Genomic DNA, 22302 nt, shown 5'->3' with positions numbered 1-22302 from the left:
TGGATGCCGTGCCCGACCACGTCGCCGACGACCAGGGCGACCCGTGCGCTGGACAGCGGGATGACGTCGAACCAGTCGCCGCCCACTCCGGCGAGCGCGCTGGCGGGCAGGTATCGGGAGGCGACGTCCACGGCTTGCTGCCGTGGCAGCTGTTGCGGCAGCAGGGTCTTCTGCAGCGCTGTCGCGGTGTCGCGCTCGTGGGTGTAGCGGCGGGCGTTGTCGATGAACACGGCGGCCCGGCCGGTGATCTCTTCGGCAAGCAGCAGATCGTCCTCGCTGAAGGGCTCCTGCCGTTGATGGCGGACGAAGACGGCGATGCCGAAGGTGGTGCCGCGAGCACGCAGGGGCACGGCCATGACGGAGTGCATCCCGAAGGCGCGGACCGAGGATTCCCGGCGCGGGTGCCCCACTGACCAGTCGGCCTTCGACGGTTCGAACGTCGCGTGGAGCACGGCCCGGCCTGTGGCGAGGCACTCGGCGGTCGGCGAGTCGGCGGCGTAGGCGTCCACCTCCCCGAGGGGGACGACCGCCTCCGGAGTGCCGGGGAGTACGGACTGGTGGGCCACACGGCGCAGGCGGACAGCGCCCGGTCGGGCGGTTGCAGGCACCGGTCGGGGGACGGGGTCGGGGAGCAGATCAACGGTGGCGAAGTCGGCGAACTCCGGCACCGCCACCTCGGCCAGTGCTTGCGCTGTGCGCGCCACATCGAGGCTGCTGCTGATCCGGGCGGTGGCGTCGTTGAGCAGCTGCAGCCGCTTGCGCGCCCAGTACTGCTCGGTTATGTCGTGGCTCGCCATCCCCACGCCGCACACGGCGCCGCCCTCGTTCCGCACCGGGTACGCGACGTGGGACCAAGCATGCTCCCGGCTGTCGCCGGGAGCCTGCGCGTAGGTCTCCACGTGCTGCGGCTCCTCGCTTTCCAGCACCTGGTGCACGGCTCGTTCCAACCGTGCGGCTACCGGATGGAGGTCGCACTCCGAGAACCGCAGCCCGCGCATCTCAACCTCGTTGAGGCCCAGCGCACTCTCTGCGAAGTTGTTGGCCAGGCGCACGCGCAGACGCGTGTCGAACATAAGCGTCCCGCAGCTGGGCGACTGATTGAGCATCCATTCCATGAGCGGCTTGTCCTGCGGGGTAGCGGCCCCGGCGAGGGAACAGATCAGAAGCCAGTCCGGGCCCGTATCCCTCATTGTCCGGTGGTGAGCGAGCAGACCGGCCTCCACCCGGTGCCCGTCCCGGTGCCGCAGCCGCGCCCGGCCGCTCCATCTCCGCTGGGCCTGGATCTCGCGCAGCGTCTCCGAAGGAAGTTCTTCATCGAGCAGGCGGGCAGCGGGCGTGCCGACGATCATGTCCGGCAGGTAGCCCAGCAACTGCCGGGCACCCTCGCTCCATTCCGTCACCATGCCCTGCTGATCGACAACAGCCCACGCCGAGCCACCGTCGTCGACCATGTCGCCGGGCAGGCCCGGACGTTCGGCGATGGGGGTCCGTCGCTGTTCCATCGCCGTCTCGTTTCCACTGAGGCTCGGGGGCTTCCGCTTGTCGGCGCCGCGCTGCGCGTCCGCCCCCGTGTCTCCATTATGGCTCGCCCCACCCGAACGGCACCTGGTGGCGCTTCGTCAGTGGGTGACGGCAGAGAGAAGGGCTTGTCGTCATGTCGTCGTTCAGCGGCCGTGGAAAGCTGCTGTCCGGCGGTGACCTCGATGGAGGTGGAGCGGTTACGGGGCGGGGGAACCGGCCGGACGGTGCGCGCGGCCGGCGCTTCATCGCGCTGGAACGCGGAGTGCCGGCCTCCTTCTCGGACCGGGCCCCGTGCAAGAACAAGGTCCACGGGCGCCGTCCCGAGCGGTACTGGCCGAGGCCGAGCACCTGCGCGGACAGCGGGCCGCCGCCGGTGATCCCGCCGAACGGGTCGTGATCGACCGGTCCCCCTATGAAGTCGTGGCCGATCGCCCGGCTGCCTCCGTGGACGCACCTGCTGTCAGCGCCGTGCGCCAGGCGGCCGGCCAGGGTGCGCTGCCGCCCGCCTCCTTGTCGGGGACGTACACGGTGACGTAGCTGCCCCGGGCGGCACGTCGGCGCGGCCCGCTGGCGGCGGCCTCCCGCCACACCTCGAAGGCGAAGGTCATCGTGGACCGGCCGAGGCGGACAAGCTCGATCCGGGTCAATACCTCCTCGCCAAACCGCAGGGACGCCTCGAACTCCACCTCGTAACGCACTCTGGGCGCCACCGGGTGATCTATCGCGATACGGCAGATATCGGTTGGTACGCGGGCCACCGCGCACGCAGGCGATGGAACCGGGTCTGGGCCTGGCGGCGGTCGGGCATACCGAGCGCAGAAGCGATCTGCTCCCAGGTCTGCCCCTGGGCTCGGGCTTGGTCGATGAGCTTGAGCTCAGTGAACTCGACATCGCTGCGGGCATGGGAGATCCGGGCCAAGCCGGCTGTGAGGTCCTCGTCGGCCAGAGCGTCGACCATCGCCGTGACGTCATCAGAATGATGACCCTCCGAAGGAATGTCATCGTTTTGATGACAATCGGGGATCTCCCCGCTCGGGACAGGGACATCACCCAGCCCCTTACGGATCCCGGGCTGCAGCAGTGCCGTGCAGATCCCTTCCAGCTCATCAAGCTGCTGGGGGCTGAGCACGTCGAGGACCGCTGAGCGCACGGCCGCCACATGGCCCGGGGCTATGGCCGCCACCTTGGCGTATCCCGCGTCGGTCAGCACGGCGACGCTGCCCCGTCCGTCCTCGGCGGCACGCTCGCGGCGGACCCATCCCCGGCGCTCCAGGCTCGCCACCTGATGAGACAGTCGCGACGGAGAGCCGTAAGCCCTGGATGCCAGGTCGGTCATGCGCACGGCCCGCCCCGGCGCCTCCGACAGTGCGGAGAGGACCCCGTACCCGAACTGCGTCAAACCGGCGGCACGCTGCAATTGCGCCTCCACCTCGTCGGGCAGCGAAAGGAGCACGGCCGCGAAGAGCCGCCACACCCGCTCTTCACGCGCAGTCAACCAGGGCACCTGTTCCATCACACCGACACGATACGAGAGTCCCGCTCGGCCCGAGCGGGCGCGTTGGGACAGACCTGTGTGACAGCCGAAATACTTGACGTCTCAATGAGATGGTCGTAGCGTCGCCGCCAGTTACTTGAGACTTCAGTTACTTCGAAAGGGCTCGGTCCCATGACCTCATTCAGCAGGCGGCGGATACTCGGCGGCGCGAGCGCTGCACTCGGTACGGTGGCGCTGGGCACGTCGATCACCACCGGCAGCGCCGCTGCCGCACCCAGGGACGACGCGGACTCGGCATCCGGCTTCCGTAGGCGCGTGCCGGAAGAGAAGAAGTCTCTCGACGAGTTGTACGCCGACGCCAGACGTGAGGGCGGCGAACTCGTCATCTACGCCGGCGGCGACACTCCTGACGCACAGGACGCAACAAAGCAGGCGTTTGTGTCACAGTTCCCGGGCATCAAGCCCACCGTGGTCGTCGACTACAGCAAGCACCACGACGTACGCATCGACAACCAGATCGCCACGGACACGCTCGTCCCCGACGTGGTGCAACTGCAGACCGTGCAGGACTTCACCCGGTGGAAGGCCATGGGCATGCTCCGGCCGTACAGGCCGGCCGGCTTCTCCGCGCTGTACCCCCAGTTCAGGGACCCGGACGGCGCGTGGGTGAGTATCGCGGTGGTTGCCTTCAGCTACATGTACGACCAAACCCTCGGCAGCGACGGCCCAGCCACACCGCGGGACCTGGTCGACCCGCGGTGGCAGGGCGCCCTCTCCTCCACCTACCCGCACGACGACGACGCGGTCCTGTACCTGTACAAGCTCTACACGGAGGCGTACGGCTGGGACTGGGTGCGCCGGCTCGCCGCGCAGAACGTCCAGTTCGGCCGCGGCAGCGTCACTCCGATCTTCTCGGTCGCAGGCAAGCAGAAGCTGATCGGTATCGGTGGCGCCGGCTCACTGACCGGGCCCATCGCGCCCGGCGTGAAGTGGGCGGCGCCGGACGGCCACCCCTTCATGGCGTGGGGACAGCGCGCGGCGATCCTCCGCCGCGCCAAGCGCCCCGCCGCAGCCAAGCTCTACCTCAACTGGCAGCTCTCCCGCCCCGTGCAGGAGCAGTCCTTCGACGGCTGGTCGGTGCGGACCGACGTCACTCCCCCAGGCGGGCTCAAGCCGATCTGGGAATACCCCAACGCCCATCTCGACGGGTTCCCGCGCTTCATGGCGGACCGCGCCGAGGTCGAACGCTGGAAGCAGACCTTCGCCCTCTACTTCGGCGAGGTGCAGGGCGCCCCCACCCCGGGCTCGCTCGGGCTGCACCCCGGCCAGTAGAGCGGCCATGCGGGTGCGATCGGCCACCTAGGCCCACCCGTCCCGCGCTGCGGCGGGCCGCCCGGCGCAGCGCGAAGCGGCACGCCCCGAGGGCGGCGTGAGCTTCCAGCACCATGACGTCACCCGTTGGAAGGCCGACCGCCGCTGCCGCAGTGGCATCGGGCGCTCGCACCAGGTGCCGCGGCCGTTCACCGGCATGACCGCGTACGAGCACGTCCTGGTCGCGTCAATGGCGGGGGCGGCCCTGTGGCGGCGCGCGGCTCAGGAACACGCACTCGACGTGCTCCAACGCTGTGGCATGCTCGCAGTCGCCAACCGGCCCGCCTCGGCACTCACCCTGCTGGAGCGCAAGCGGCTGGAGATGGCCAGGGCGCTGGCCACCGATTCCCAGGTGCTGCTGCTGGACGAGATCGCCGGCGGCCTCACCGACGTAGAGACCACAGAACTGGTCCTCACCATCCGGCAGTTGCGCACGGACGGCCTGGCGATCGTCTGGATCGAGCATGCGATCCACGCTCTGTTGCGGGTGATCGACCGTCTGGTCTGCCTTGCGCAGGGCCGGGTGCTGGCCGAGGGCGAACCCGAGACCGTCATGTCCGATCAGCGCGTCATCGAGGCCTATCTGGGGAGCGCGGCATGAGCCTGCTGTCCGTGGAGAACCTGGAAGTCCTGCACGGCCTGCTGCACGCGGTACGCGATGTGTCGTTCGCTCCGAGGGCGACGACATCGCGCTCGTCGGGGCCAACGGCGCCGGCAAGTCGACCCTGATACGGGCCGTGGCCGGTGCGCACCGGCCCGCGCAGGGCCGCATCGCCCTGGACCGGTGCGAATGTCACCACCCGGCGCGCGCACGACCGTGTCGCGGCCGGGATCGCGCTGGTCCCCGACGGGCGGCGACTGTTCGCCGACCTGACCGTCGAGGAGAACCTGCTGGTCGCCGCGCGTGTCCGGCGACCCGGACCGTGGGGCCTGGCCGCTGTCGTGGCCGCCTTCCCACTGCTCGACGGGCTGCTGCGGCGGCGGGCCGGCGACCTGTCAGGCGGGCAGCAGCAGGCCGTGGCCATCGGCCGGGCCCTGATGACCAACCCCCGCCTGCTGCTTCTCGACGAGGTTTCGCTCGGCCTCGCCCCCGTCATGGTGGACACCCTCTGCCAGTCACTCAGCACCATCCTGTCCGGCGGTACGACCGTGCTGCTGATCGAGCAGGACCTCGGCCGCGCGCTGGGCGTGGCCCAGCGGGTGCTGTGCATGCTCGAAGGCCGCGTCGTACTGGACGAACCGGCCGCCCACGTCACCCGCGAGCGGGTGGTCGAGGCGTACTTCGGGCTGGGCCGCGCCACTGCCGACCGGCAGGACCTTCACGACGACGCTGCCAGGGAGCCGGCATGAACTGGATCAACGCCGTGGTGCAGGGCGTCATCCTCGGCGGCCTCTACGCCCTCTTCGCCTGCGGGCTGTCGCTGATGTTCGGTGTCATGCGGACCGTCAATCTCAGCCATGGCGACCTCGCGATGCTGGGGGCCTTCCTTATCGCCGTCCTGGCGGCGGCGGTGGGGATCAACCCGTTCTTCGCCCTGCTGCTGGTGCTGCCGGTGATGGGGTTGATCGGAGTCGCGTTGCAGCACGGCGTCCTCAGCACCGCACTGCGCAGCGGTGAGATGTCCCCGATGCTGGCCACCTTCGGACCAGGATCCGGACCAGGTGCGGACCAACTCGGCTCAGCACCAAACGATTCCACCCTTTGCCGCAGGTCAGAGGTGACGGTGATCGTGTACCACCAGCAGACGAAGAACCTACTGGTGGTCCTACAGCACAGTAGTAAGCAGCGACGGCACGGACCTTGTCGACTCTCGACAAAACGACAACACAAGCAGCGTCGTCCAGCGCCGACGCCCGACTCGGCCGCGCGTCAGGTCAGCATTCGTCCGGTCGCCGCCGAACCCGCAAAGACCGGCTTCCGTGGCAGAGCTGCGAAGAGAACCTGGCGATCCACCTGACAATACGTCAGCAAAGTCAGCGTAGGTCAGCAAAGGCTCTGCCGCAGCCGCCCACAGACAGCCACCCGTGGAATCGCCAGCAACACCGACCCGCGCCGGCCACCTGCTCAGCCGCAGTCCGGCGAGCGGTCGAAGAGCGTAAGGCATTGCCTGGCCGCCTCCCGCTCGACAGCCACCGACCTTCAGGCATTCCCGCAGGTCAGCGCACCCTCCCCCTCGGCTTCAATGCCACAGGCGGCAGCTCCGGAGCGGGCAGCGGGGCACCGTCATACCCCTTCACCTCGCCGAACCTCGACCCCTCCATCCAGTCCCGGCGCGCCTGTTCGATCTCTTCCTGGGAGCGCCCGATCCAGTTCCAGAACATGATCAGCTCCTCCTCGAACGGCTCACCGCCCAGAAGCATCAGGTCCGCGTCCGACTCGGCACGCAGCGGGAGTTCGGTGCGGCCGCAGCCGAGGTAGAGCATCGAACCTGGCAACAACGGCACACCGTCCACATGCGCCTCGCCGGACATGGACAGCACGGCGTACTCGAAGTCCGGCTCCAGCGGCAGGCGTACGTCCGTGCCGCGGGCGAGGGCGAGGTCGGCGCCGACGATCGGGGTGTAGGTGGTGCCGGGCGAGGTCGCGCCGTCGAGGGTGCCGAGGATGAGCGTGGCCGTCACGCCCGGCGCCGTGACGAGGGGCAGCTCGGCGTGGTGCTCGAAGTGCGGGTCGGTGTGCCGGTGGCCGTCCGGGAGCGCGACCCACAGCTGGGCGCCGTGCAGGAGGGCGGCGTGGGGCCGGGGGCTCTCCTCGGAGTGGCTGATCGCCCGGCCGGAGGTCATGAGGCCCAGCTCGCGTGGGCGGATCGTCTGGAGGCTGCCGGTGGAGTCGCGGTGCAGCACCTCGCCCTGGTGCAGCCAGCTCACGGTCTGCAGACCCATGTGGGGGTGCGGCGGCACCTGCATACCGGGTTCGTCGGCGATGTCGTCGGGGCCGTAGTGATCGACGAAGCACCAGGCGCCCACCATGCGGCGGCCCAGGTTGGGCAGCAGGCGGCGGACTTCGGTGGACTCGCCGAGCTTGACGTGACGCGGGCTGAGGAGTTCCCGGACGGGCTCGGTCACCACGAAGCCGCGGCCGCCGCACAGGGCGGGAACCGCCTCGCGATCAAGATTGCTCATGGCGCTCAACCTAGCTCCGCGGGGGCTCCCGCGTCAGGTCAACGAATCGTCGCCATATTTAATAGCCATGGATATAGTCGCCATGTACTGTATTTATGCCCGGGGAGCCACCAACCGAGGGACAGAGGAGCAGTCATGACCACCGCTTCACCCACTACCGCACCTGCCGCACCCACTGCCGCGCCCACCGTCGACGGCCGCGCGATCGCGCTGGCCCACTACGCCGGACGCGCGGTCCTGGAGAGCGTCCTGACCCGCCACGGCCTGACGTTCCAGCAGTCGGTGACGCTCAGGCCTGTCGCCATCGCCGACACCGCCGTCGAGCGCGACGAACTTGTCGCGCAGGTCGCCGACGCGCTCAAGATCGGGGCGGCGGACGTGCACGGCGTCGTCGATGAGCTGGCCGCCCAGCGGCTGATCGCCGTCGAGGGTCCGAAGCTGCTCGTCACGGACGCCGGACGGGACCTGTACGCCGGGACGAGCACCGAGACCGGGAAGATCTCCGCCCGGATCTATGCCGGCCTCTCCGCCGAGGACCTCGCGACCGCCGGGCGAGTACTCGCCCTGGTCACCGAGCGGGCGAACGCGGAACTGGCCGCGCCCGCCGAGTAAGTCACAGGAGCCGCAGGAGCCGCACCAGCCGCCGTAGCCACGAAGAAGTAGTGGAATGTTTGACCATCTCGCGCGGTTGAAGGCGCCGAAGGAGGTCAGCAGTGGACATGACGTACTACGACCACGGAACGCCGGCCGATCGCTGGGAGCGGGCGGGGATGTTCTTCGACGCGAAGGACTACGCCGCCGCGGCGCGGGTCCTGGGCGAGCTGGTCGAGGAGGTGCCGGAGCAGACCGGACCCCGGCTGCTGCTGGCCCGCGCCTACTACCACTCGGCGCAACTGCGGCGCGCGGAGAGCGAGTTGCGCGTGATCGTCGAGCGGGACCCGGTGGAGCACTACGCGCGGCTGATGCTGGGCCGCACCTTGCAGCGGCAGGGCCGGCACGAGGAGGCGGAGCCGCACATGCGCCTGGCCTCGGCGCTCGCGGGCGACTTCGAGCAGCTCTGAACCGACCGTTGTCCGGGCCCGGTTCCCTCCCTGGGAGCCGGGCCCGCGCGCCCTGTGTCGTCACGCCACCCTCGGCGGTCGCAGCCCGCTACGTCGCGTCGGCGCCGCTCGTCCGCGTGCGCCGGCCCCGCCGGTGGGCGATCTCGCCGAGCACGACGTCCACGGCGACGAACGCGGCCAGCGGGATGCCGAGCAGCGGGACGAAGTAGCCGAGTACGGCGATCACCGCCACACACGGCAGCAGGATCTGAGGCGGCACCTGCTGCCAGGCACCGCGCGGGATCGGCCGGCCGAAGGAGGACCCGCGGCCGCGCTGCCACCACATGCGGTACCCCAGCGCGATCAGCAGGATCAGCGAGAGCGCCAGCAGCATCAGCGTGATCTGGTTGACCAGACCGAACAGGACGCCGGTGTGCAGGTCGATGCCCCAGCGGGTCAGCTTGGCCAGCACCGGGTAGTCGGCGAACCGCAGGACGTCGGTGACCTCACCGGTGGCCGGGTCGATCGCGACCGAGTCCTGCTTCTCGGGCCAGCTGCGCTGCACCTGCCTCACGACGTACGCCGACGAGGCGTCCGCCGGCGGGACGAGCTCGACGGGGTCGCCCAGTCCTTCCGCGCGGGCGGCGGCCAGGATCTTGTCGAGGCCCACGCCGTGTTCCGCGTCACCGGCCGAGTCGGACGCGCCGTGGCCCGAGTGCTCGCCGGCCGCGGTCGACGTGACCGACGGGGTGGACTGGCCGAGCGAGGTGCGCAGTTCGTCGATGTTCGCGCCGGCGTAGGTCGACCAGGTCAGGCCGGTCGCCGACAGGAAGATGAAACCGGCCGCGGCCCACACGCCGACGGTGCCGTGCAGGCCGAGCGTGCGGCGGCGTCCGCCGGTGCCGCGCACCTTGCGCAGGGCGCGGCGGCGGGACAGCCACAGGATCAGGCCGCCGGCCGCGATCACCCCCAGCCAGCTCGCGGCGAACTCGCTGTACAGGCGGCCGTTCTCGCCAAGGTGCAGGTCGCGGTGGAACTCGTCGATCCAGGTGCGCAGCGGCAGCGCGCCGGTCGAGCCGTACTGCTCCAGCGCGCCCTGCACCTTGGCGGTGTACGGGTCGACGAACACCGCGAGGGTGTGGTTCGGGTCGACGCCCTCGACGCCGGACAGCAGCACCCTGGTGGTCGCGTCGTCCTCGGGCGAGGGGCGTATCGCCGAGACCGTGCCCCCGGGGTGCGCCTCACGGGCGGCCGCCACCTGCTCGGAGATCGGCAACTTGGCGTCACCGACGGCGGAGACGGTCGTCTCGTCGGCGTAGACGATCTTCTCGGCCTGGAACGCGCCGGCGTACAGGAAGCCGGTGACGGCGGCGACGAACAGGAACGGCGCGACGAACACGCCGGCGTAGAAGTGCAGGCGCAGGATCAGCGGGCGCAGCGGGGCCCATCTGCTGGGGGACGACGGCGCCGTGGCGGCGGGTTTCGGGGCCTCGTCCGATGGGGGTCCCCCCGCTGGAGCGGAGCCGGAAGTGGGGGAGGTCGAGGGAGCGGTGGACATCGGCGGGCTTCTCCCGGGGCAGGGGATGATTCTCGGCTGTAGCGGTCCAGAAGTCGGGGAGAAGGGGCGCCGAGTTCCCGAGGGCTCTTGTGGTGTGCGTCACACCGGACCGTGAGAGGTGCTCGGACGCCTCGTGGCATCCTGGCGCGATGGCATCTTCCCGTGATCGCGCGCCCCTGGCGGAACTGGTCGAGGAACTGCTGGCCGCGGACGGGCCGTTGCCCATCGTCGCCGCCGGTGATCCGGTGCTGCGGCGGGGCACCGAGCGCTTCGACGGACAGCTGGAGCCCGCGCTGCTGGCCCGGTTCGTCGAGGCCCTGCGGGTCACGATGCACGCGGCGCCGGGCGTGGGCCTCGCCGCGCCTCAGGTGGGCGTGCCGCTTCGGATCGCCGTCATCGAGGATCCCGCCCCGGTGCCTGAGGAGGTACGGCTGGTGCGCGGGCGGGTGCCGCAGCCGTTCCGGGTGCTGGTCAATCCCTCGTACGAGCCCGTGGGCACCGCCCGTGCCGCGTTCTTCGAGGGGTGTCTGAGCGTGCCGGGCTGGCAGGCGGTGGTGGCCCGGCCCGCCGAGGTCCGGCTGACCGGCCAGGACGAGGCGGGCCGCGCGGTGGACGAGGTGTTCACCGGCTGGCCCGCACGGATCGTCCAGCACGAGACGGATCACCTGGACGGCATGCTGTACCTGGACCGGGCCGAGCTCCGCTCGCTGTCCTCGAACCAGGCGATGGCGGAGCGGTGGACGCAGCCGTCACCTCAGGAGGCGGCCGCGTCCCTGGGCTTCCCGCTGCCCAAGGCCCAGCGCCTCATCGACGCAGGTGAGCGGGGCCTGGCGGCGTGCCAGGCCCCGCCTCTGCGGCATGATCTGCCGGAAAGGCCCTAGTTGTCCCGGTACGCCTCCAGCAGCCGCAGCCACACCTCGCTGATCGTCGGATACGACGGCACGGCATGCCACAGCCTGCTGATCGGCACCTCGCCGGCGACCGCGATCGTCGCCGAGTGGATCAGTTCGCCGACGCCGGGGCCGACGAAGGTGACGCCGAGCAGGATCTCGCGTTCCAGGTCCACGATCATGCGGGCGCGGCCCTTGTAGCCGTCGGCGTACAGGCCCGCTCCGGAGACGGCGGCGAGGTCGTGGTCGACCGCGCGGACGCGGTGGCCTGCCTGTTCCGCCTCCGCCAGGGAGAGGCCCACGGAGGCCGCCTCGGGGTCGGTGAAGACGACCTGGGGGACGGCCGCGTGGTCGGCGGTGGCGGCGTGGGCGCCCCAGGGGTCGGACTCCAGGAGGGGGACACCGGAGGCGCGGGCGGCGATGGCGGCGCCCGCGATGCGGGCCTGGTACTTGCCCTGGTGGGTGAGCAGGGCGCGGTGGTTGACGTCGCCCACGGCGTACAGCCACTTGCTGCCGGTGACGCGCAGGCTGTCGTCGACCTCCAGCCAGGAGCCGGGTTCCAGACCGATGGTGTCCAGGCCGATGTCGTCGGTGCGCGGGGCGCGTCCGGTGGCGAAGAGGATCTCGTCGGCCTCGATACGGTCACCGGTGTCGGTGACGACCACGACCGTGCCGTTCTCACGGGTGACCGACTCGACGGAGGTGCCGGTGCGCACGTCGGCGCCGGCCTCGACGAGGGCTTCGGCGACCAGTTCGCCGGCGAAGGGCTCCATGCGGTTCAGCAGGCCTTTGCCGCGGACGAGGAGGGTGACCTGCGAGCCGAGGGCCTGCCAGGCGGTGGCCATCTCGGTGGCGACCACTCCCCCGCCGACGACGACCAGCCGGCCGGGCGCCGCCTTGGCGCTGGTGGCCTCACGGCTCGTCCAGGGCTTCACCTCGGCGAGGCCGGGCAGGTCGGGCAGGACGGCGCGGGTGCCGGTGGAGACGGCCACGGCGTGCCGGGCCGTCAGTGTCTTCTGCCCGCCGTCGGGGCCGGTGACCGTGACCGTGCGCGGTCCGGTGAGGCGGCCGTGTCCGCGGTAGAGGTCGACGCCGATGCTGTCGAGCCACTGGATCTGGCCGTCGTCCTTCCAGTGGGAGGTGTAGTAGTCGCGGTGGGCGAGGACCGCGGCCGTGTCGAGGGGGCCCTGGACGGCCTGGCTCAGGCCGGGCGTGCGGCGGGCGTCGGCGCGGGCGATGACCGGGCGCAGCAGGGCTTTGCTGGGCATGCACGCCCAGTACGAGCATTCGCCGCCGACCAGTTCGCTCTCCACGACCGCGGTGGAGAGGCCGGCCGCACGGGTGCGGTCGGCGACGTTCTCCCCCACGGGTCCGGCCCCGAGCACCACGACGTCGTACGCGATGGATTCCGTTTCCGTCATGGGGTCAGTCTGGTGGGTGGTGTGCGCCGAGGCCACATGGGTACGTGCGCGGAATATGCACCAGGGCCGCCGTGTTGTGCCGACGGCTTCGCCCCCACACCAGGAAGTAGGGATCACGCCATGAGCAGCACCGTGGAGCTCACCAAGGAGAACTTCGACGAGACGGTCACGGAGAACGAGTTCGTCCTGATCGACTTCTGGGCGTCCTGGTGCGGTCCGTGCCGTCAGTTCGCGCCGGTCTACGAGAAGGCGGCCGAGGAGAACCCGGATCTGGTGTTCGGCAAGGTGGACACCGAGGCGCAGCCGGAGCTGGCCGCGGCCTTCGGTATCCAGTCGATCCCGACCTTGATGATCGTGCGTGACCAGGTCGCCGTGTTCGCCCAGCCGGGCGCCCTGCCCGAGGCCGCCCTGACGGACGTCATCGGGCAGGCCCGGAAGCTGGACATGGACGAGGTCCGCAAGGCCGTCGAGGACCAGCAGGAGCAGGCCGAGCAGAACGGCCAGTGACCCGCTCCGCCGAAGGCGCTAGAAGGGGTACGGCGCCACGTCCGGGCGCACGGTCGTCCAGCGCACGTCGGTGAAGGCCTCCAGGTTGGCCTCGCCGCCGAAGCGGGCGCCGGTGCCGGACGCGGCGACGCCGCCGAAGGGGGCCACCGCCTCGTCGTTCACGGTCTGGTCGTTGATGTGGACGATGCCGGTGGGGATCCGTTCGGCCAGGTCGAGACCGCGGGCGGCGTCCCGGGTGACGATGCCGAGCGAGAGTCCGTACGGGCCGGTCGCGGCCAGGGCGGCCGCCTCCTCGGACGTGCCGAAGGACCGTACGGGCGCGACCGGACCGAAGACCTCCTCCGCGTAGGCGGGCGTGCTTTCGTCGACGTCGGCGAGGACCGTCGGCCGGTAGAAGAGGTCCTCGTGCGTGCCGCCCGCGGCCAGTTTGGCGCCCCGGGCCGTGCTCGCCTCCACCAGGCCGTGGATCTTGGTGAGCTGGCCGGAGTCGATGATCGGGCCGAGGTGGACCTGGCCGCGGAACGGGTCGCCGACGGCGAGCGAGTCGGCCTTCGCGGCCAGCCGCTCGACGTACTCGCCGTACAGCGACTCGTGCACCAGGTGGCGGCCGGTGGTCATGCAGATCTGGCCCTGGTGGAAGAAGGAGCCCCAGGCGGCCGTGGAGATCACGGCGTCGAGGTCGGCGTCCTCCAGGACGATCAGGGCCGAGTTGCCGCCGAGTTCCAGGTGGACGCGCTTGAGGTGGCGTCCGGCGGCCTCGCCGACGGCCCGGCCGGCCGCGGTCGACCCGGTGAAGGAGATGACCGGCACCCGCGGGTCGGTGACCAGCGCCTGACCGGCGTCCGCGCCGCCCGGCAGGACGTGGAACAGCCCCTCCGGGAGGCCCGCCTCGGCGAAGACCGCGGCGAGTGACAGTCCGCCGCACACCGCCGTACGCGGGTCGGGCTTCAGGACGACGGCGTTGCCGAGGGCGAGCGCCGGGGCGACCGAGCGGATGGAGAGGATCAGCGGGGCGTTGAACGGCGAGATCACGCCCACGACTCCGGCCGGAACGCGCCGCGTGTAGGACAGCCGGGCCGCCTCGCTGGGCAGGACCTGCCCGGCCGGGCGGGAGGCGAGGGCCGCGGCCTCGTAGCACTCCTGGGCGGCGACATGCAGTTCGAAGTCGGCTTTGCCGGGGATGGAGCCGGACTCCCGGACCAGCCACTCGCGCAGTTCGTCGGCGTGCGCGGCGAACAGGTCGCCGGCCTTGCGCAGCACGCCCGCGCGGACGAAGTGGGGCACGCGGGCCCACTCGGCCTGGGCGGCGCGGGCCGCCTCGGCGGCGGTCGCGACGTCCTCGGCGGTGGCGAGGGTGACGGTGCCGAGCGTCTCGCCGGTGGCGGGTTCGGTGACGGCGTGTTCAGGTCCTGACATGGTGCGCGATTGCCAGGTCTTGGGGTCGAGCAACGGCATGACGGCTCTCCGTTCGGTCACCGGAGGGACTCACAGAGTGAGCGGGAGTCCCGAGTAGTTCGCGGCCAGTTCTGCCGCCGCGTGGCGGGATGCGGTGATCCGGCGCAGCCGTGCGAGCTGCATCCGGTCGTCGAACACATCCCCATTTGGTTGAGCGTGCAACATCCTAGTCATGTCGTACGAGAACCGGGTCGCCTGCCATACCCTCGCGAGGCACAACTCCGAGTAGCGTTCCAGCAGTTGCGCCGATCCGGTGCGATGCAGCTCGGTGAGGGCCCGGGCCAGGACGCGGACGTCGGACACCGCGAGGTTGAGGCCCTTGGCGCCGGTCGGCGGGACGATGTGGGCGGCGTCCCCGGCGAGCAGCAGCCGTCCGTGGCGCATCGGCTCGTGCACGTGACTGCGCATCGGCGTCACCGACGTGGCGGTGATCGGGCCGCGGGCCAGGGTCCAGTCGGCGTCGATCGCGAAGCGGGCGGCGAGTTCGTCCCAGATCCGCTCGTCGGGCCAGTCGCCCGGATCGGTCCCGTTCGGGACCTGGAGGTAGAGCCGGGAGACGGCCGGGGACCGCATGCTGTGCAGGGCGAAGCCGCGCTCACCCCGGGCGTAGACCAGCTCCTCGCAGGACGGCGGGACGTCGGCGAGGATCCCCAGCCAGGAGTACGGGTAGTCGTGGGCGTACGTCCGGCTCGTCGCCGTCGGGAAGGCGTCGCGGGCGACGCCGTGGGAGCCGTCGCAGCCGACGACCCAGTCACAGGCCAGCGTCCGTTCACGGCCCTCGTGCCGGAAACGTACGACGGGCCGCTCGCTGTCCGGCTTCTCGACCGCCAGCGCCTCGGCCCCGAACAACAGCGGTGGCCCCTGGTCCAGTTGGAGGGCGATGAGGTCCTTCACGATCTCGGTCTGAGCGTAGATCGTGACGCTGCGGCCGCCGGTGAGGGACGGGAAGTCGATGCGGTGGCGCTCGCCCGCGAACCGCAGCTCGATGCCGTGGTGCACCAGCCCTTCGGCGTCGAGCCGGTCGGCGGCACCCGCCTCACGCAGGGCGTCGACCGTGCCCTGCTCCAGCATTCCGGCACGCTGGCGCTGCTCGGCGTACTCCCGCGTCCTGCTCTCCAGGACCACGCAGTCGATGCCGGCCCGGTGCAGCAGCCGGGCCAGGAGCAGTCCGGCGGGGCCACCGCCGATGACGCCGACCGTCGTACGCATGGCCCGCCTCCCTGGGCTTCAGCTGGAGTCGCGGTGGACCACCGAGGCTCCCAGCACCGTGTGCGTCTCGGGCGCGGCGCCGGGGTTGCGCGCCGCGCGGTCGACCAGTTCGGCCAGGTCGCGGCCGGACGGCAGCTCGATGTGGACAGTACTCAGTCTGGGCCGTAGCAGCCGTCCGAGCATCAGATCGTCGGCACCGATCACCGCCGTCTCCTCGGGGATGCCGACGCCCTCGTCCTGCAGGGCGCGCATGAGCAGCATCGCGTACTCGTCGTTGTACGCGAACACGGCGTCCAGGCCGAGCGTGCGCCAGCAGGCGGCGAGCCGTGCGGCGGCGGCCTCCTCGTAGGCGAGGGGCAGGTCGGTGACGGTGGCGTCGGTGCCGTTCAGGGCCCGTCGTACGCCTTCCAGGCGGGGCGCGGAGAAGGCGTCCAGGCCGGGTTCCTCGGGGACGACGACGCCGATACGGCGCCGGCCGCGGGCGTACAGGTGGGTGCCGGCGCAGAGGCCGACGGCCTCGTGGTCCATGAGCAGGGCGTGGGCGCCCTCGACGGCCTCGGGGCCGAGGGTGACCACGGCCCGGGCGCCGGAGCGCTTGAGGACCGTGACGCCCTTGGGGCCGAGGCCGGTGCCGGGCACCAGTACGGCGACCGGCCGTAGTTCGGCCCAGGCGCGGGCGGCCTCGTCGCCGTGCACGCCGACCGCGCCGAACTGCACGACCGTGTAGTCGAGGCGGCCCAGGGCCCACTGGAGTTCGCTGATGAACTGGCTGTAGAGCGGACCGACCGGGAAGGCCGGCGCGGGCATCAGGACCATCCGGCTGTGCCCGGCGCGCAGGCTGCGGGCCGCCGCGTGCGGCACGTACCCGAGCTCCTTCGCGGCCTCGTGGACGCGGCGGCGGGTGGGCTCGCTGATCCGGACGGCGCTGGTGTTGTTGAGGACGTAGGAGACCGTCGCGCGCGACACGCCGGCCAGGCGGGCCACATCGGCGCTCGTGGGCACGGAGCGCGGTACGGCGGACACGGGCGCGGGCGTTTTCGGTATCTGCACCATGACGTACCGCATCTTTGCAGAACCTGTGCGTGGAACTTTCGGGTGGGGGAACTTCGCGGCGAAAAAAAGACGCTCAGCGCGACTGTTCGCCCGCGGTGGCCGTCATCCGGTCGACCAGGTCGCACCAGCCGGCCTCCAGGCGCTCAGGCGGCATCCCGCACTGCCGGCTCAGGTGATGGACCAGGTCGGGGCTCACATACCCCATCAGCGTGTGGGCGAGGAGCTCGACGTCCGCGTCCGGAACCGCCTGGCGCAGCAGTAGAGCGACATGGCTGTACAGGACGCGGCGGGGCGGGTTGGAGAACCGGCGTTCCGCGCTCGGTTCGGCAGCCAGCTGCAGGTCGAGTTCGTCGGCCGAGCGGCGCAGCATGGCGCAGCCGAACGCCCGCAGCCGCTCGACGGGGGGTGCCCCGGGGCCCAGCGGCGGCGGGCCGCTGAGGAAGGCGGCCTGGAACTTCTTCTCGGAGTGGTCGAGCAGGGCGGTCAGCAGACCGGTGCGGTCGCCGAAGCGCCGGAAGACCGTCCCCTTGCCGACGTTGGCGGCGAGGGCCACCGCCTCCATGGTCACGCCGGCCGCGCCTTGCTCCGCCACCAGCCGGGCGGCGGCCTCCAGCAGCCGGGCCCGGTTGCGCGCGGCGTCGGCGCGCAGGCAGGGCTCCTCCTCGAAGGAACCGACCTGCAGCAACTCGGGCTGGGCGGTGGGCTCCTGGGGGCGCGGGAAGGGAGGCAGGACGGCGGACATGAAAACAGCGTAAAGCATCGGGAACAAAACTGGACCGCGGTCCGGTTAGGGTGCTAGAAAGTTAAACGGACCTCGGTCCGGATTGTCACGGCACCGTTTAAGCACCCGGGAGTTTCGTATGTCTGTTCGTATCCTCGCGCTCGTCGGCAGCCTCCGCGCCGGTTCGACCAACCGCCAGCTCGCCGAGGCAGCCGTCAAGCACGCTCCCGAGGGCGCCGACGTGGTGCTGTTCGAGGGCCTGGCCGACATCCCCTTCTACAACGAGGACGTCGACGTCGAGGGCGGTGTCCCGGCCGCCGCCGCCAAGCTGCGTGAGGCCGCCGGCTCCGCCGACGCCTTCCTGCTCTTCTCTCCCGAGTACAACGGCACCATCCCGGCCGTCCTGAAGAACGCGATCGACTGGCTGTCCCGCCCGTACGGCGCCGGCGCCTTCGGCGGCAAGCCCGTCGCCGTGGTCGGCACCGCCTTCGGCCAGTACGGCGGCGTCTGGGCGCAGGACGAGGCCCGCAAGGCCGTGGGCATCGCCGGCGGCAAGGTGATCGAGGACCTCAAGCTCTCCATCCCCGGCTCCCTGACCCGCTTCGCCGAGACCCACCCGGCCGACGACGCCGAGGTGGCGGCGCAGCTCACCGAGGTCGTGACCCGTCTGCACGGCCACGCCGGCGAAGCGGTCGCCGCCTGACGGGTCCGGACCCCGCCCAGGTCTGGCACCGGCGTATCACCGCAGGTCCCGGAGGGGCCGGAGCGCACGCAGCGCTCCGGCCCCTCGGCGTTGTCCTGCGCGGGCCGCGCCGCTCGTACGTCATGCCACCGCCGTGGGCGCCAACTCCCGCAGCTCCGCCAGCGCGGCCACCACGGCCGGGCGGGTCCGGCCGCCCCGGCGGGTACAGGTGAGCAGTTTGCGGTGCGGGTCGCCCGTGCACTGCACGCGGGCGATCGGCAGGTGCGGGGTGAGGTGGGCCAGCCGGGGGATCAGCGCCACGCCCAGCCGGTTGGCGACCAGGTGGGCCGTGACGTTCCAGTCCAGGGCGTGGTGGACGATGTCCGGCGTGAACCCGGCCTCACCGCAGGCCGACAGCACATGCGGACGACAGGGGCTCTCGGGGAGCGGGGCGATCCAGTCCTCGCGCGCCGCCTCCGCGAGGTCGACGCGTCCGCGCCCGGCCAGCGGATGGTCCGCGGGGACGACCAGGTCGAAGGGGTCGTCCAGGAGGGGCTGCTGGTCGAAGCGCGCGTCGCCGAGCGGCGGGTTGTGCGGGGTCGCCTCGACGACCGCCAGATCCGTCTCCCCCTCGAACAACAGGTCGAAGCTCTCCGGAACGCCCGCCTCCCGGATCCGGACGGCCAGCCGCGGGTGCCGCTCGCGCAGCCGGGCCGCCATCGGGGCCAACAGCACCGAGATGAGCACCGGGAAACCACTCGCACGCAGCGGCCCGGCGGGCTCGCCGTGGTCGGCCCGCAGGTCGAGTTCGGCCTGTTCCCAGCGCGCCTGGATGGCGTCGGCGTGCGCGAGCAGGCTCTCGGCGGCCGGGGTGAGCCGTACTCCGCGCCCCTGCGGTTCGAGGAGGTCGACGCCCAGATCGCGGGAGAGCTGGCGGATCTGCTGGGAGGCCGCGGAGGTCGTGAAGTGCAGGGCGGCCGCCGCGGCGGTGACCGTGCCGTAGTGCGCCACCGCCCGCAGGACATGAAGCCGACGCAGGTCAATCATGAAGCCCACGCTTCAAGGTCTGCTCCGGAAAGTCAACCTGGACGAGCACGAAGACTCCGACGCACCCTGGCTGTGTCGCGACGGCCCATCAGCCCCCGTACGCAGGAGTCCCCATGACCAGCACGACCAGCACCACCAGCACCACCAGCACGACCAGCACGACCGGCGCCGTCTGCCCGCACTGCGGCCGGCCCGACGGCGCCGAACCCTTCCAGGTGGTGTCCCGGCACTGCACGGCGGCGGGAACCACGGTGTGGACCCGCTGCGGCTGCGGTTCGCTGCAGGTGCGCGTCGCCGACGGCCGGGGCACACGGATCGTCTCCCGCAGCCGCCCGGCCGCCGCCCGGGCCGGCTCCGCCGGCCGCTGAACTGAAGTCGAACGTGACCGGGGTGCCGTCAGGCCACGCGTTCGGGCTCGGCGGCCTCCTGCTTCCTCGCGGCCCGCAGGCTGGTCAGCGTGGTGACCGTCAGGACGAGCACGATGAAGCCCAGCGAGAAGGGGATGCCGATCTCCGGGACGTGGACGCCGGACTCGTGCAGCGCGTGCAGGACCAGCTTGACGCCGATGAAGCCGAGGATGATCGACAGGCCGTAGCTGAGGTGGACCAGCTTCCTGAGCAGACCGCCGATCAGGAAGTACAGCTGCCTCAGGCCCATCAGGGCGAAGGCGTTGGCCGTGAACACGATGTACGGATCCTGGGTGAGCCCGTAGATGGCGGGAATCGAGTCCAGGGCGAACAGCACGTCGGTGGAGCCGATCGCGAGCATCACGACCAGCATCGGGGTCATCACCCGCTTGCCGTTCTCCCGGACCCACAGCTTGGTGCCGTGGTAGCGGTCGGCCACACCGAAGCGCCTCTCCACCGCTTTCAGCAGCTTGTTCTCCTGGTACTCCTCGTCGTGCCCTTCCTTACGGGCGTCCTGGATCAGCTTCCAGGCGGTCCAGATCAGAAAAGCCCCGAAGAGGTAGAACACCCACGAGAACGCGGAGATGATCGCCGCACCGGCCGCGATGAAACCCGCCCGCAGCACCAGGGCCATGATCACGCCGACCATCAGCACGCGCTGCTGGTACTGGGACGGAACCGCGAACTTCCCCATGATCAGCACGAAGACGAAGAGGTTGTCGACGCTCAGCGACTTCTCAGTGACGTAGCCGGCGAAGAACTCACCGGTGGGCTCGGCACCACCGAAGAGGAACAGGGCGACGCCGAACAGGCAGGCAAGGACGACCCAGACGACCGTCCAGGTCCCGGCCTCCCGCACCGAGACGTCATGGGGCTTCCTGCCGATGAAGAAGTCCGCGGCGACCAGCGCGCACAGGGCTGCGACGGTCAGCAGCCAGACGGTGACGGAGACGTTCACTGATACTCCTGGTGCGTGGGGGGCATCGGCAGCGTCGTCAGCGCGTCGGATCCGTTCCACCGACGGTGGATGAAGAACTGGCCATGTCTCGGCAAAGAACGGCAGGTCAGACCAGGACATGGCGGAAAAGTGCGGGCGCCCACCCGCCGTACGGCGGGCAGGTCCCGCCGTACGGCGGCGCTCCGCGCCCGTCGTGTGCGCGAATCATGGCGCAACGAGTCGCCGCGCCCCGCGTCAGGAGATCCCATGAGCTTCGTCCCACCCCCGTTCGACCCGGAACTCGCCGCCGCCCTGGAGATGATCAAGGACGTGCTGTCCCCCGGTCTCACCCCGGAAGAGATCGACGTCCTGCGCACCGGGCCGGCCATCCTGATGCTGGCCGAGCTGGACCTGACCATGGACGGGCACTTCGAGGTCGAGGACCGTACGGTGCCGGGTCCCGAGGGGGAGCCCGACATCTCGCTGCTGATCTGCCGGCCGGCCGCACCTGAGCTCGCGGACGTGCCGCTGCCGGTCCTCTACCACGTGCACGGCGGCGGCATGGTCCTCGGCAACAACCGGGTCGGCGTGGACGTGCCGCTGACCTGGGCGAAGGAGCTGGACGCGGTCGTGGTGTCGGTGGAGTACCGGCTGGCGCCGGAGCACCCGCACCCGGCGCCGGTCGAGGACGTCTACGCCGGCCTCGTCTGGACGGCGGAGCACGCCGCGGAGATCGGCGGCGACCCGGACCGCATCGTCGTGGCGGGCGCCAGCGCGGGCGGCGGTCTGTCCGCGGCGCTGGCCCTGCTCACGCGGGACCGCAAAGGGCCGGAGCTGATCGGCCAGGTACTGCTGTGCCCGATGCTGGACGACCGCAACGACACCCCGTCCTCGCACCAGATGGCGGGCCTCGGCGTGTGGGACCGCACGGCGAACGAGACCGGCTGGGGAGCACTGCTCGGCGAGGCGCGCGGCGGTCCCGACGTGTCCGCGTACGCGGCGCCGGCCCGCGCCGAGGACCTGTCCGGGCTGCCGCCGGCCTTCCTCGACGTGGGTTCCGCGGAGACCTTCCGGGACGAGGTCGTCGCCTACGCCTCCCGGCTCTGGCAGGCGGGCGGGGTGGCCGAGCTACACGTGTGGCCCGGCGGCTTCCACGGCTTCGACGGCTTCGCCCCCCAAGCGGCGCTCTCCCAGACGGCCCGCGCGGCCCAGTCGACGTGGCTGCGGAGGTTGCTGGGCGGGGGGATCTGAGGCGAGGGGTCTGAGGCGAGGGGTCTGAGGCGCGGGGCGGGGCCCTGGGTCCCCGGGTTGCCTGGGGCGCGCGGCGCCTGAGACGCGGAGGGCCGGGGGTCTCGATCCTGGGGCGTGCGGCGTCTGGGGCGCGGAGGGTCCGGGACGCGGAGGGTCTGGGGCGTGCGGCGTCCTGGGGCGCGCGGCGTCCTGGGGCGCGCGGCGTCCTGGGGCGCGCGGCGTCCTGGGGCGCGCGGCGTCTGGGACTCGGGGCCTTTGGAACGCCGGGACTTGGGACATGGGGCTCTCTGGCCCAGGTCTCTGGGGCGCAGCTCTCTTGGGCGCAGCTCTCTTGGGCGCAGCTCTCTTGGGCGCAGCTCTCTTGGACACAGGAGGTCTCTGGGGCACAGGAGGTCTCTGGGGCACAGACCCGCGAGCGCAGGCCCTTGGAGCGTGTGCCCTTGGGCGCCACTCTCGGGCACGGGTCTCTCGGGCGCCGGCCCATGGAGCGCCAAGTGCCTCGGGCACGGGTCGCACGGGCGCAGGTCCATGGGGCGCAGACCTCCGGGAGCGCAAACCTCCGGGCACAGGCCTCCGGGAGCGCCAGGCCTTTCGGGCGAAGGCGCTGGAGGCGC

At 71.3% G+C, this 22302-nt stretch carries 23 protein-coding genes and 1 pseudogene; 12 read left to right on the top strand and 12 right to left on the bottom strand.

The annotated features are described in order from the left end of the window. From ACZ5XS_RS20295 to ACZ5XS_RS20285, 3 genes are all read right to left on the bottom strand, one after another. Positions 1–1502, bottom strand: a 1502-nt coding sequence (locus ACZ5XS_RS20295) for a PAS domain-containing protein (RefSeq protein ID WP_468653145.1), incomplete at its 3' end; no start/stop codon positions are given. Positions 1503–1931: 429 nt separating this feature from the next. Continuing rightward, on the bottom strand, positions 1932–2231 hold the full coding sequence (locus ACZ5XS_RS20290) for an acyl-CoA thioesterase (RefSeq protein ID WP_468653143.1): 300 nt from the start codon (positions 2229–2231) through the stop codon (positions 1932–1934). An 8-nt stretch (positions 2232–2239) separates the two neighbouring features. Further along, positions 2240–3034, bottom strand: coding sequence for a MarR family winged helix-turn-helix transcriptional regulator (locus ACZ5XS_RS20285; RefSeq protein ID WP_468653155.1), 795 nt, complete (start codon positions 3032–3034; stop codon positions 2240–2242). Between the two features lie 153 nt (positions 3035–3187). Here ACZ5XS_RS20285 and ACZ5XS_RS20280 point away from each other — a divergent pair, with 153 nt between their 5' ends. The 5 genes and pseudogenes from ACZ5XS_RS20280 to ACZ5XS_RS20260 all read left to right on the top strand — a co-directional run bounded on the left by ACZ5XS_RS20280 (position 3188) and on the right by ACZ5XS_RS20260 (position 6345). After that, entirely contained in the window at positions 3188–4348 is a 1161-nt protein-coding gene (locus ACZ5XS_RS20280; protein ID WP_468653141.1) for an ABC transporter substrate-binding protein, read from the top strand. 97 nt (positions 4349–4445) lie between these two features. Next, positions 4446–4988, top strand: coding sequence for an ABC transporter ATP-binding protein C-terminal domain-containing protein (locus ACZ5XS_RS20275; protein WP_468653139.1), 543 nt, complete (start codon positions 4446–4448; stop codon positions 4986–4988). After that, positions 4897–5127, top strand: a pseudogene (locus ACZ5XS_RS20270) (hypothetical protein); the annotation flags it as partial. The gene ACZ5XS_RS20275 and the pseudogene ACZ5XS_RS20270, both read left to right, overlap by 92 nt. Before the next feature lie 4 nt (positions 5128–5131). Further along, positions 5132–5737: an ABC transporter ATP-binding protein gene (locus tag ACZ5XS_RS20265; RefSeq protein ID WP_468653137.1), complete on the top strand. Its 606-nt coding sequence runs from the start codon at positions 5132–5134 to the stop codon at positions 5735–5737. Further along, positions 5734–6345: a branched-chain amino acid ABC transporter permease gene (locus tag ACZ5XS_RS20260; protein WP_468653153.1), complete on the top strand. Its 612-nt coding sequence runs from the start codon at positions 5734–5736 to the stop codon at positions 6343–6345. The genes ACZ5XS_RS20265 and ACZ5XS_RS20260 overlap by 4 nt, the downstream gene beginning before the upstream one ends. Before the next feature lie 199 nt (positions 6346–6544). Here ACZ5XS_RS20260 and ACZ5XS_RS20255 read toward each other — a convergent pair whose 3' ends face one another. After that, a complete protein-coding gene (locus ACZ5XS_RS20255) occupies positions 6545–7510 on the bottom strand; it encodes a pirin family protein (protein ID WP_468653135.1) in 966 nt (321 codons plus the stop codon). 135 nt (positions 7511–7645) lie between these two features. On the opposite strand from ACZ5XS_RS20255, the gene ACZ5XS_RS20250 reads away from it, so the two are divergent. Together ACZ5XS_RS20250 and ACZ5XS_RS20245 are read left to right on the top strand one after the other, a co-directional pair. Beyond that, positions 7646–8122, top strand: coding sequence for a MarR family transcriptional regulator (locus ACZ5XS_RS20250; RefSeq protein WP_468653133.1), 477 nt, complete (start codon positions 7646–7648; stop codon positions 8120–8122). A 101-nt stretch (positions 8123–8223) separates the two neighbouring features. Beyond that, entirely contained in the window at positions 8224–8571 is a 348-nt protein-coding gene (locus tag ACZ5XS_RS20245) for a tetratricopeptide repeat protein (protein WP_468653131.1), read from the top strand. An 88-nt stretch (positions 8572–8659) separates the two neighbouring features. Here the strand turns inward: ACZ5XS_RS20245 and ACZ5XS_RS20240 are convergent, their stop codons facing one another. After that, complete coding sequence (locus tag ACZ5XS_RS20240; RefSeq protein WP_468653129.1) at positions 8660–10108, bottom strand: PepSY-associated TM helix domain-containing protein; 1449 nt, start codon at positions 10106–10108, stop codon at positions 8660–8662. Between the two features lie 149 nt (positions 10109–10257). On the opposite strand from ACZ5XS_RS20240, the gene ACZ5XS_RS20235 reads away from it, so the two are divergent. Then, entirely contained in the window at positions 10258–10989 is a 732-nt protein-coding gene (locus tag ACZ5XS_RS20235; protein ID WP_468653127.1) for a peptide deformylase, read from the top strand. On the opposite strand, the gene ACZ5XS_RS20230 is transcribed toward ACZ5XS_RS20235, so the two are convergent. Next, the gene (locus ACZ5XS_RS20230; RefSeq protein WP_468653125.1) at positions 10986–12419 is read right to left on the bottom strand and encodes a dihydrolipoyl dehydrogenase family protein; all 1434 of its coding nucleotides are present in this window, start codon (positions 12417–12419) and stop codon (positions 10986–10988) included. The genes ACZ5XS_RS20235 and ACZ5XS_RS20230 overlap by 4 nt on opposite strands. Positions 12420–12539: 120 nt before the next feature. Here ACZ5XS_RS20230 and trxA point away from each other — a divergent pair, with 120 nt between their 5' ends. Continuing rightward, complete coding sequence (gene trxA, locus ACZ5XS_RS20225; RefSeq protein ID WP_383872777.1) at positions 12540–12926, top strand: thioredoxin; 387 nt, start codon at positions 12540–12542, stop codon at positions 12924–12926. 18 nt (positions 12927–12944) lie between these two features. On the opposite strand, the gene ACZ5XS_RS20220 is transcribed toward trxA, so the two are convergent. From ACZ5XS_RS20220 to ACZ5XS_RS20205, 4 genes are all read right to left on the bottom strand, one after another. Next, positions 12945–14381, bottom strand: a complete 1437-nt coding sequence (locus ACZ5XS_RS20220; RefSeq protein ID WP_468653123.1) for a benzaldehyde dehydrogenase — start codon at positions 14379–14381, stop codon at positions 12945–12947. 30 nt (positions 14382–14411) lie between these two features. Further along, positions 14412–15590 carry a 4-hydroxybenzoate 3-monooxygenase gene (locus ACZ5XS_RS20215; RefSeq protein WP_468653121.1) on the bottom strand — a complete coding sequence of 393 codons (1179 nt, stop codon included), beginning with the start codon at positions 15588–15590 and terminating at the stop codon, positions 14412–14414. 18 nt (positions 15591–15608) lie between these two features. Further along, positions 15609–16643 carry a LacI family DNA-binding transcriptional regulator gene (locus ACZ5XS_RS20210; protein WP_468653119.1) on the bottom strand — a complete coding sequence of 345 codons (1035 nt, stop codon included), beginning with the start codon at positions 16641–16643 and terminating at the stop codon, positions 15609–15611. 73 nt (positions 16644–16716) lie between these two features. Further along, positions 16717–17385, bottom strand: a complete 669-nt coding sequence (locus tag ACZ5XS_RS20205) for a TetR/AcrR family transcriptional regulator (RefSeq protein ID WP_468653118.1) — start codon at positions 17383–17385, stop codon at positions 16717–16719. Positions 17386–17503: 118 nt separating this feature from the next. Here ACZ5XS_RS20205 and ACZ5XS_RS20200 point away from each other — a divergent pair, with 118 nt between their 5' ends. Then, entirely contained in the window at positions 17504–18067 is a 564-nt protein-coding gene (locus tag ACZ5XS_RS20200) for an NAD(P)H-dependent oxidoreductase (RefSeq protein WP_468653116.1), read from the top strand. A gap of 120 nt (positions 18068–18187) precedes the next feature. Here the strand turns inward: ACZ5XS_RS20200 and ACZ5XS_RS20195 are convergent, their stop codons facing one another. Further along, positions 18188–19093, bottom strand: a complete 906-nt coding sequence (locus tag ACZ5XS_RS20195) for a LysR family transcriptional regulator (RefSeq protein WP_468653114.1) — start codon at positions 19091–19093, stop codon at positions 18188–18190. 113 nt (positions 19094–19206) lie between these two features. Here ACZ5XS_RS20195 and ACZ5XS_RS20190 point away from each other — a divergent pair, with 113 nt between their 5' ends. Beyond that, entirely contained in the window at positions 19207–19461 is a 255-nt protein-coding gene (locus tag ACZ5XS_RS20190) for a hypothetical protein (RefSeq protein WP_468653112.1), read from the top strand. A 28-nt stretch (positions 19462–19489) separates the two neighbouring features. Here ACZ5XS_RS20190 and ACZ5XS_RS20185 read toward each other — a convergent pair whose 3' ends face one another. Continuing rightward, positions 19490–20458 carry a TerC family protein gene (locus tag ACZ5XS_RS20185; protein ID WP_468653110.1) on the bottom strand — a complete coding sequence of 323 codons (969 nt, stop codon included), beginning with the start codon at positions 20456–20458 and terminating at the stop codon, positions 19490–19492. 246 nt (positions 20459–20704) lie between these two features. Here ACZ5XS_RS20185 and ACZ5XS_RS20180 point away from each other — a divergent pair, with 246 nt between their 5' ends. After that, positions 20705–21688: an alpha/beta hydrolase gene (locus tag ACZ5XS_RS20180; protein WP_468653108.1), complete on the top strand. Its 984-nt coding sequence runs from the start codon at positions 20705–20707 to the stop codon at positions 21686–21688. Positions 21689–22302: the final 614 nt, after the last annotated feature.

The organism is Streptomyces sp. NPDC033131, from assembly GCF_055578365.1.
The sequence above is the reverse complement of the archived record's forward strand: the minus strand, read 5'-3'. Positions and strand labels throughout refer to the sequence as shown.

What these genes read in the sequence shown, in the direction of transcription:
- ACZ5XS_RS20200 (WP_468653116.1), top strand. Translation starts at nt 17,504, where the DNA reads ATGTCTGTTCGTATCCTCGCGCTCGTCGGCAGCCTCCGCGCCGGTTCG.
- ACZ5XS_RS20210 (WP_468653119.1), bottom strand. Translation starts at nt 16,643, where the DNA reads ATGGTGCAGATACCGAAAACGCCCGCGCCCGTGTCCGCCGTACCGCGC.
- ACZ5XS_RS20260 (WP_468653153.1), top strand. Translation starts at nt 5,734, where the DNA reads ATGAACTGGATCAACGCCGTGGTGCAGGGCGTCATCCTCGGCGGCCTC.
- ACZ5XS_RS20180 (WP_468653108.1), top strand. Translation starts at nt 20,705, where the DNA reads ATGAGCTTCGTCCCACCCCCGTTCGACCCGGAACTCGCCGCCGCCCTG.
- ACZ5XS_RS20280 (WP_468653141.1), top strand. Translation starts at nt 3,188, where the DNA reads ATGACCTCATTCAGCAGGCGGCGGATACTCGGCGGCGCGAGCGCTGCA.
- ACZ5XS_RS20220 (WP_468653123.1), bottom strand. Translation starts at nt 14,381, where the DNA reads ATGCCGTTGCTCGACCCCAAGACCTGGCAATCGCGCACCATGTCAGGA.
- ACZ5XS_RS20285 (WP_468653155.1), bottom strand. Translation starts at nt 3,034, where the DNA reads ATGGAACAGGTGCCCTGGTTGACTGCGCGTGAAGAGCGGGTGTGGCGG.
- ACZ5XS_RS20250 (WP_468653133.1), top strand. Translation starts at nt 7,646, where the DNA reads ATGACCACCGCTTCACCCACTACCGCACCTGCCGCACCCACTGCCGCG.
- ACZ5XS_RS20215 (WP_468653121.1), bottom strand. Translation starts at nt 15,590, where the DNA reads ATGCGTACGACGGTCGGCGTCATCGGCGGTGGCCCCGCCGGACTGCTC.
- ACZ5XS_RS20190 (WP_468653112.1), top strand. Translation starts at nt 19,207, where the DNA reads ATGACCAGCACGACCAGCACCACCAGCACCACCAGCACGACCAGCACG.
- ACZ5XS_RS20240 (WP_468653129.1), bottom strand. Translation starts at nt 10,108, where the DNA reads ATGTCCACCGCTCCCTCGACCTCCCCCACTTCCGGCTCCGCTCCAGCG.
- trxA (WP_383872777.1), top strand. Translation starts at nt 12,540, where the DNA reads ATGAGCAGCACCGTGGAGCTCACCAAGGAGAACTTCGACGAGACGGTC.
- ACZ5XS_RS20230 (WP_468653125.1), bottom strand. Translation starts at nt 12,419, where the DNA reads ATGACGGAAACGGAATCCATCGCGTACGACGTCGTGGTGCTCGGGGCC.
- ACZ5XS_RS20235 (WP_468653127.1), top strand. Translation starts at nt 10,258, where the DNA reads ATGGCATCTTCCCGTGATCGCGCGCCCCTGGCGGAACTGGTCGAGGAA.
- ACZ5XS_RS20255 (WP_468653135.1), bottom strand. Translation starts at nt 7,510, where the DNA reads ATGAGCAATCTTGATCGCGAGGCGGTTCCCGCCCTGTGCGGCGGCCGC.
- ACZ5XS_RS20205 (WP_468653118.1), bottom strand. Translation starts at nt 17,385, where the DNA reads ATGTCCGCCGTCCTGCCTCCCTTCCCGCGCCCCCAGGAGCCCACCGCC.
- ACZ5XS_RS20195 (WP_468653114.1), bottom strand. Translation starts at nt 19,093, where the DNA reads ATGATTGACCTGCGTCGGCTTCATGTCCTGCGGGCGGTGGCGCACTAC.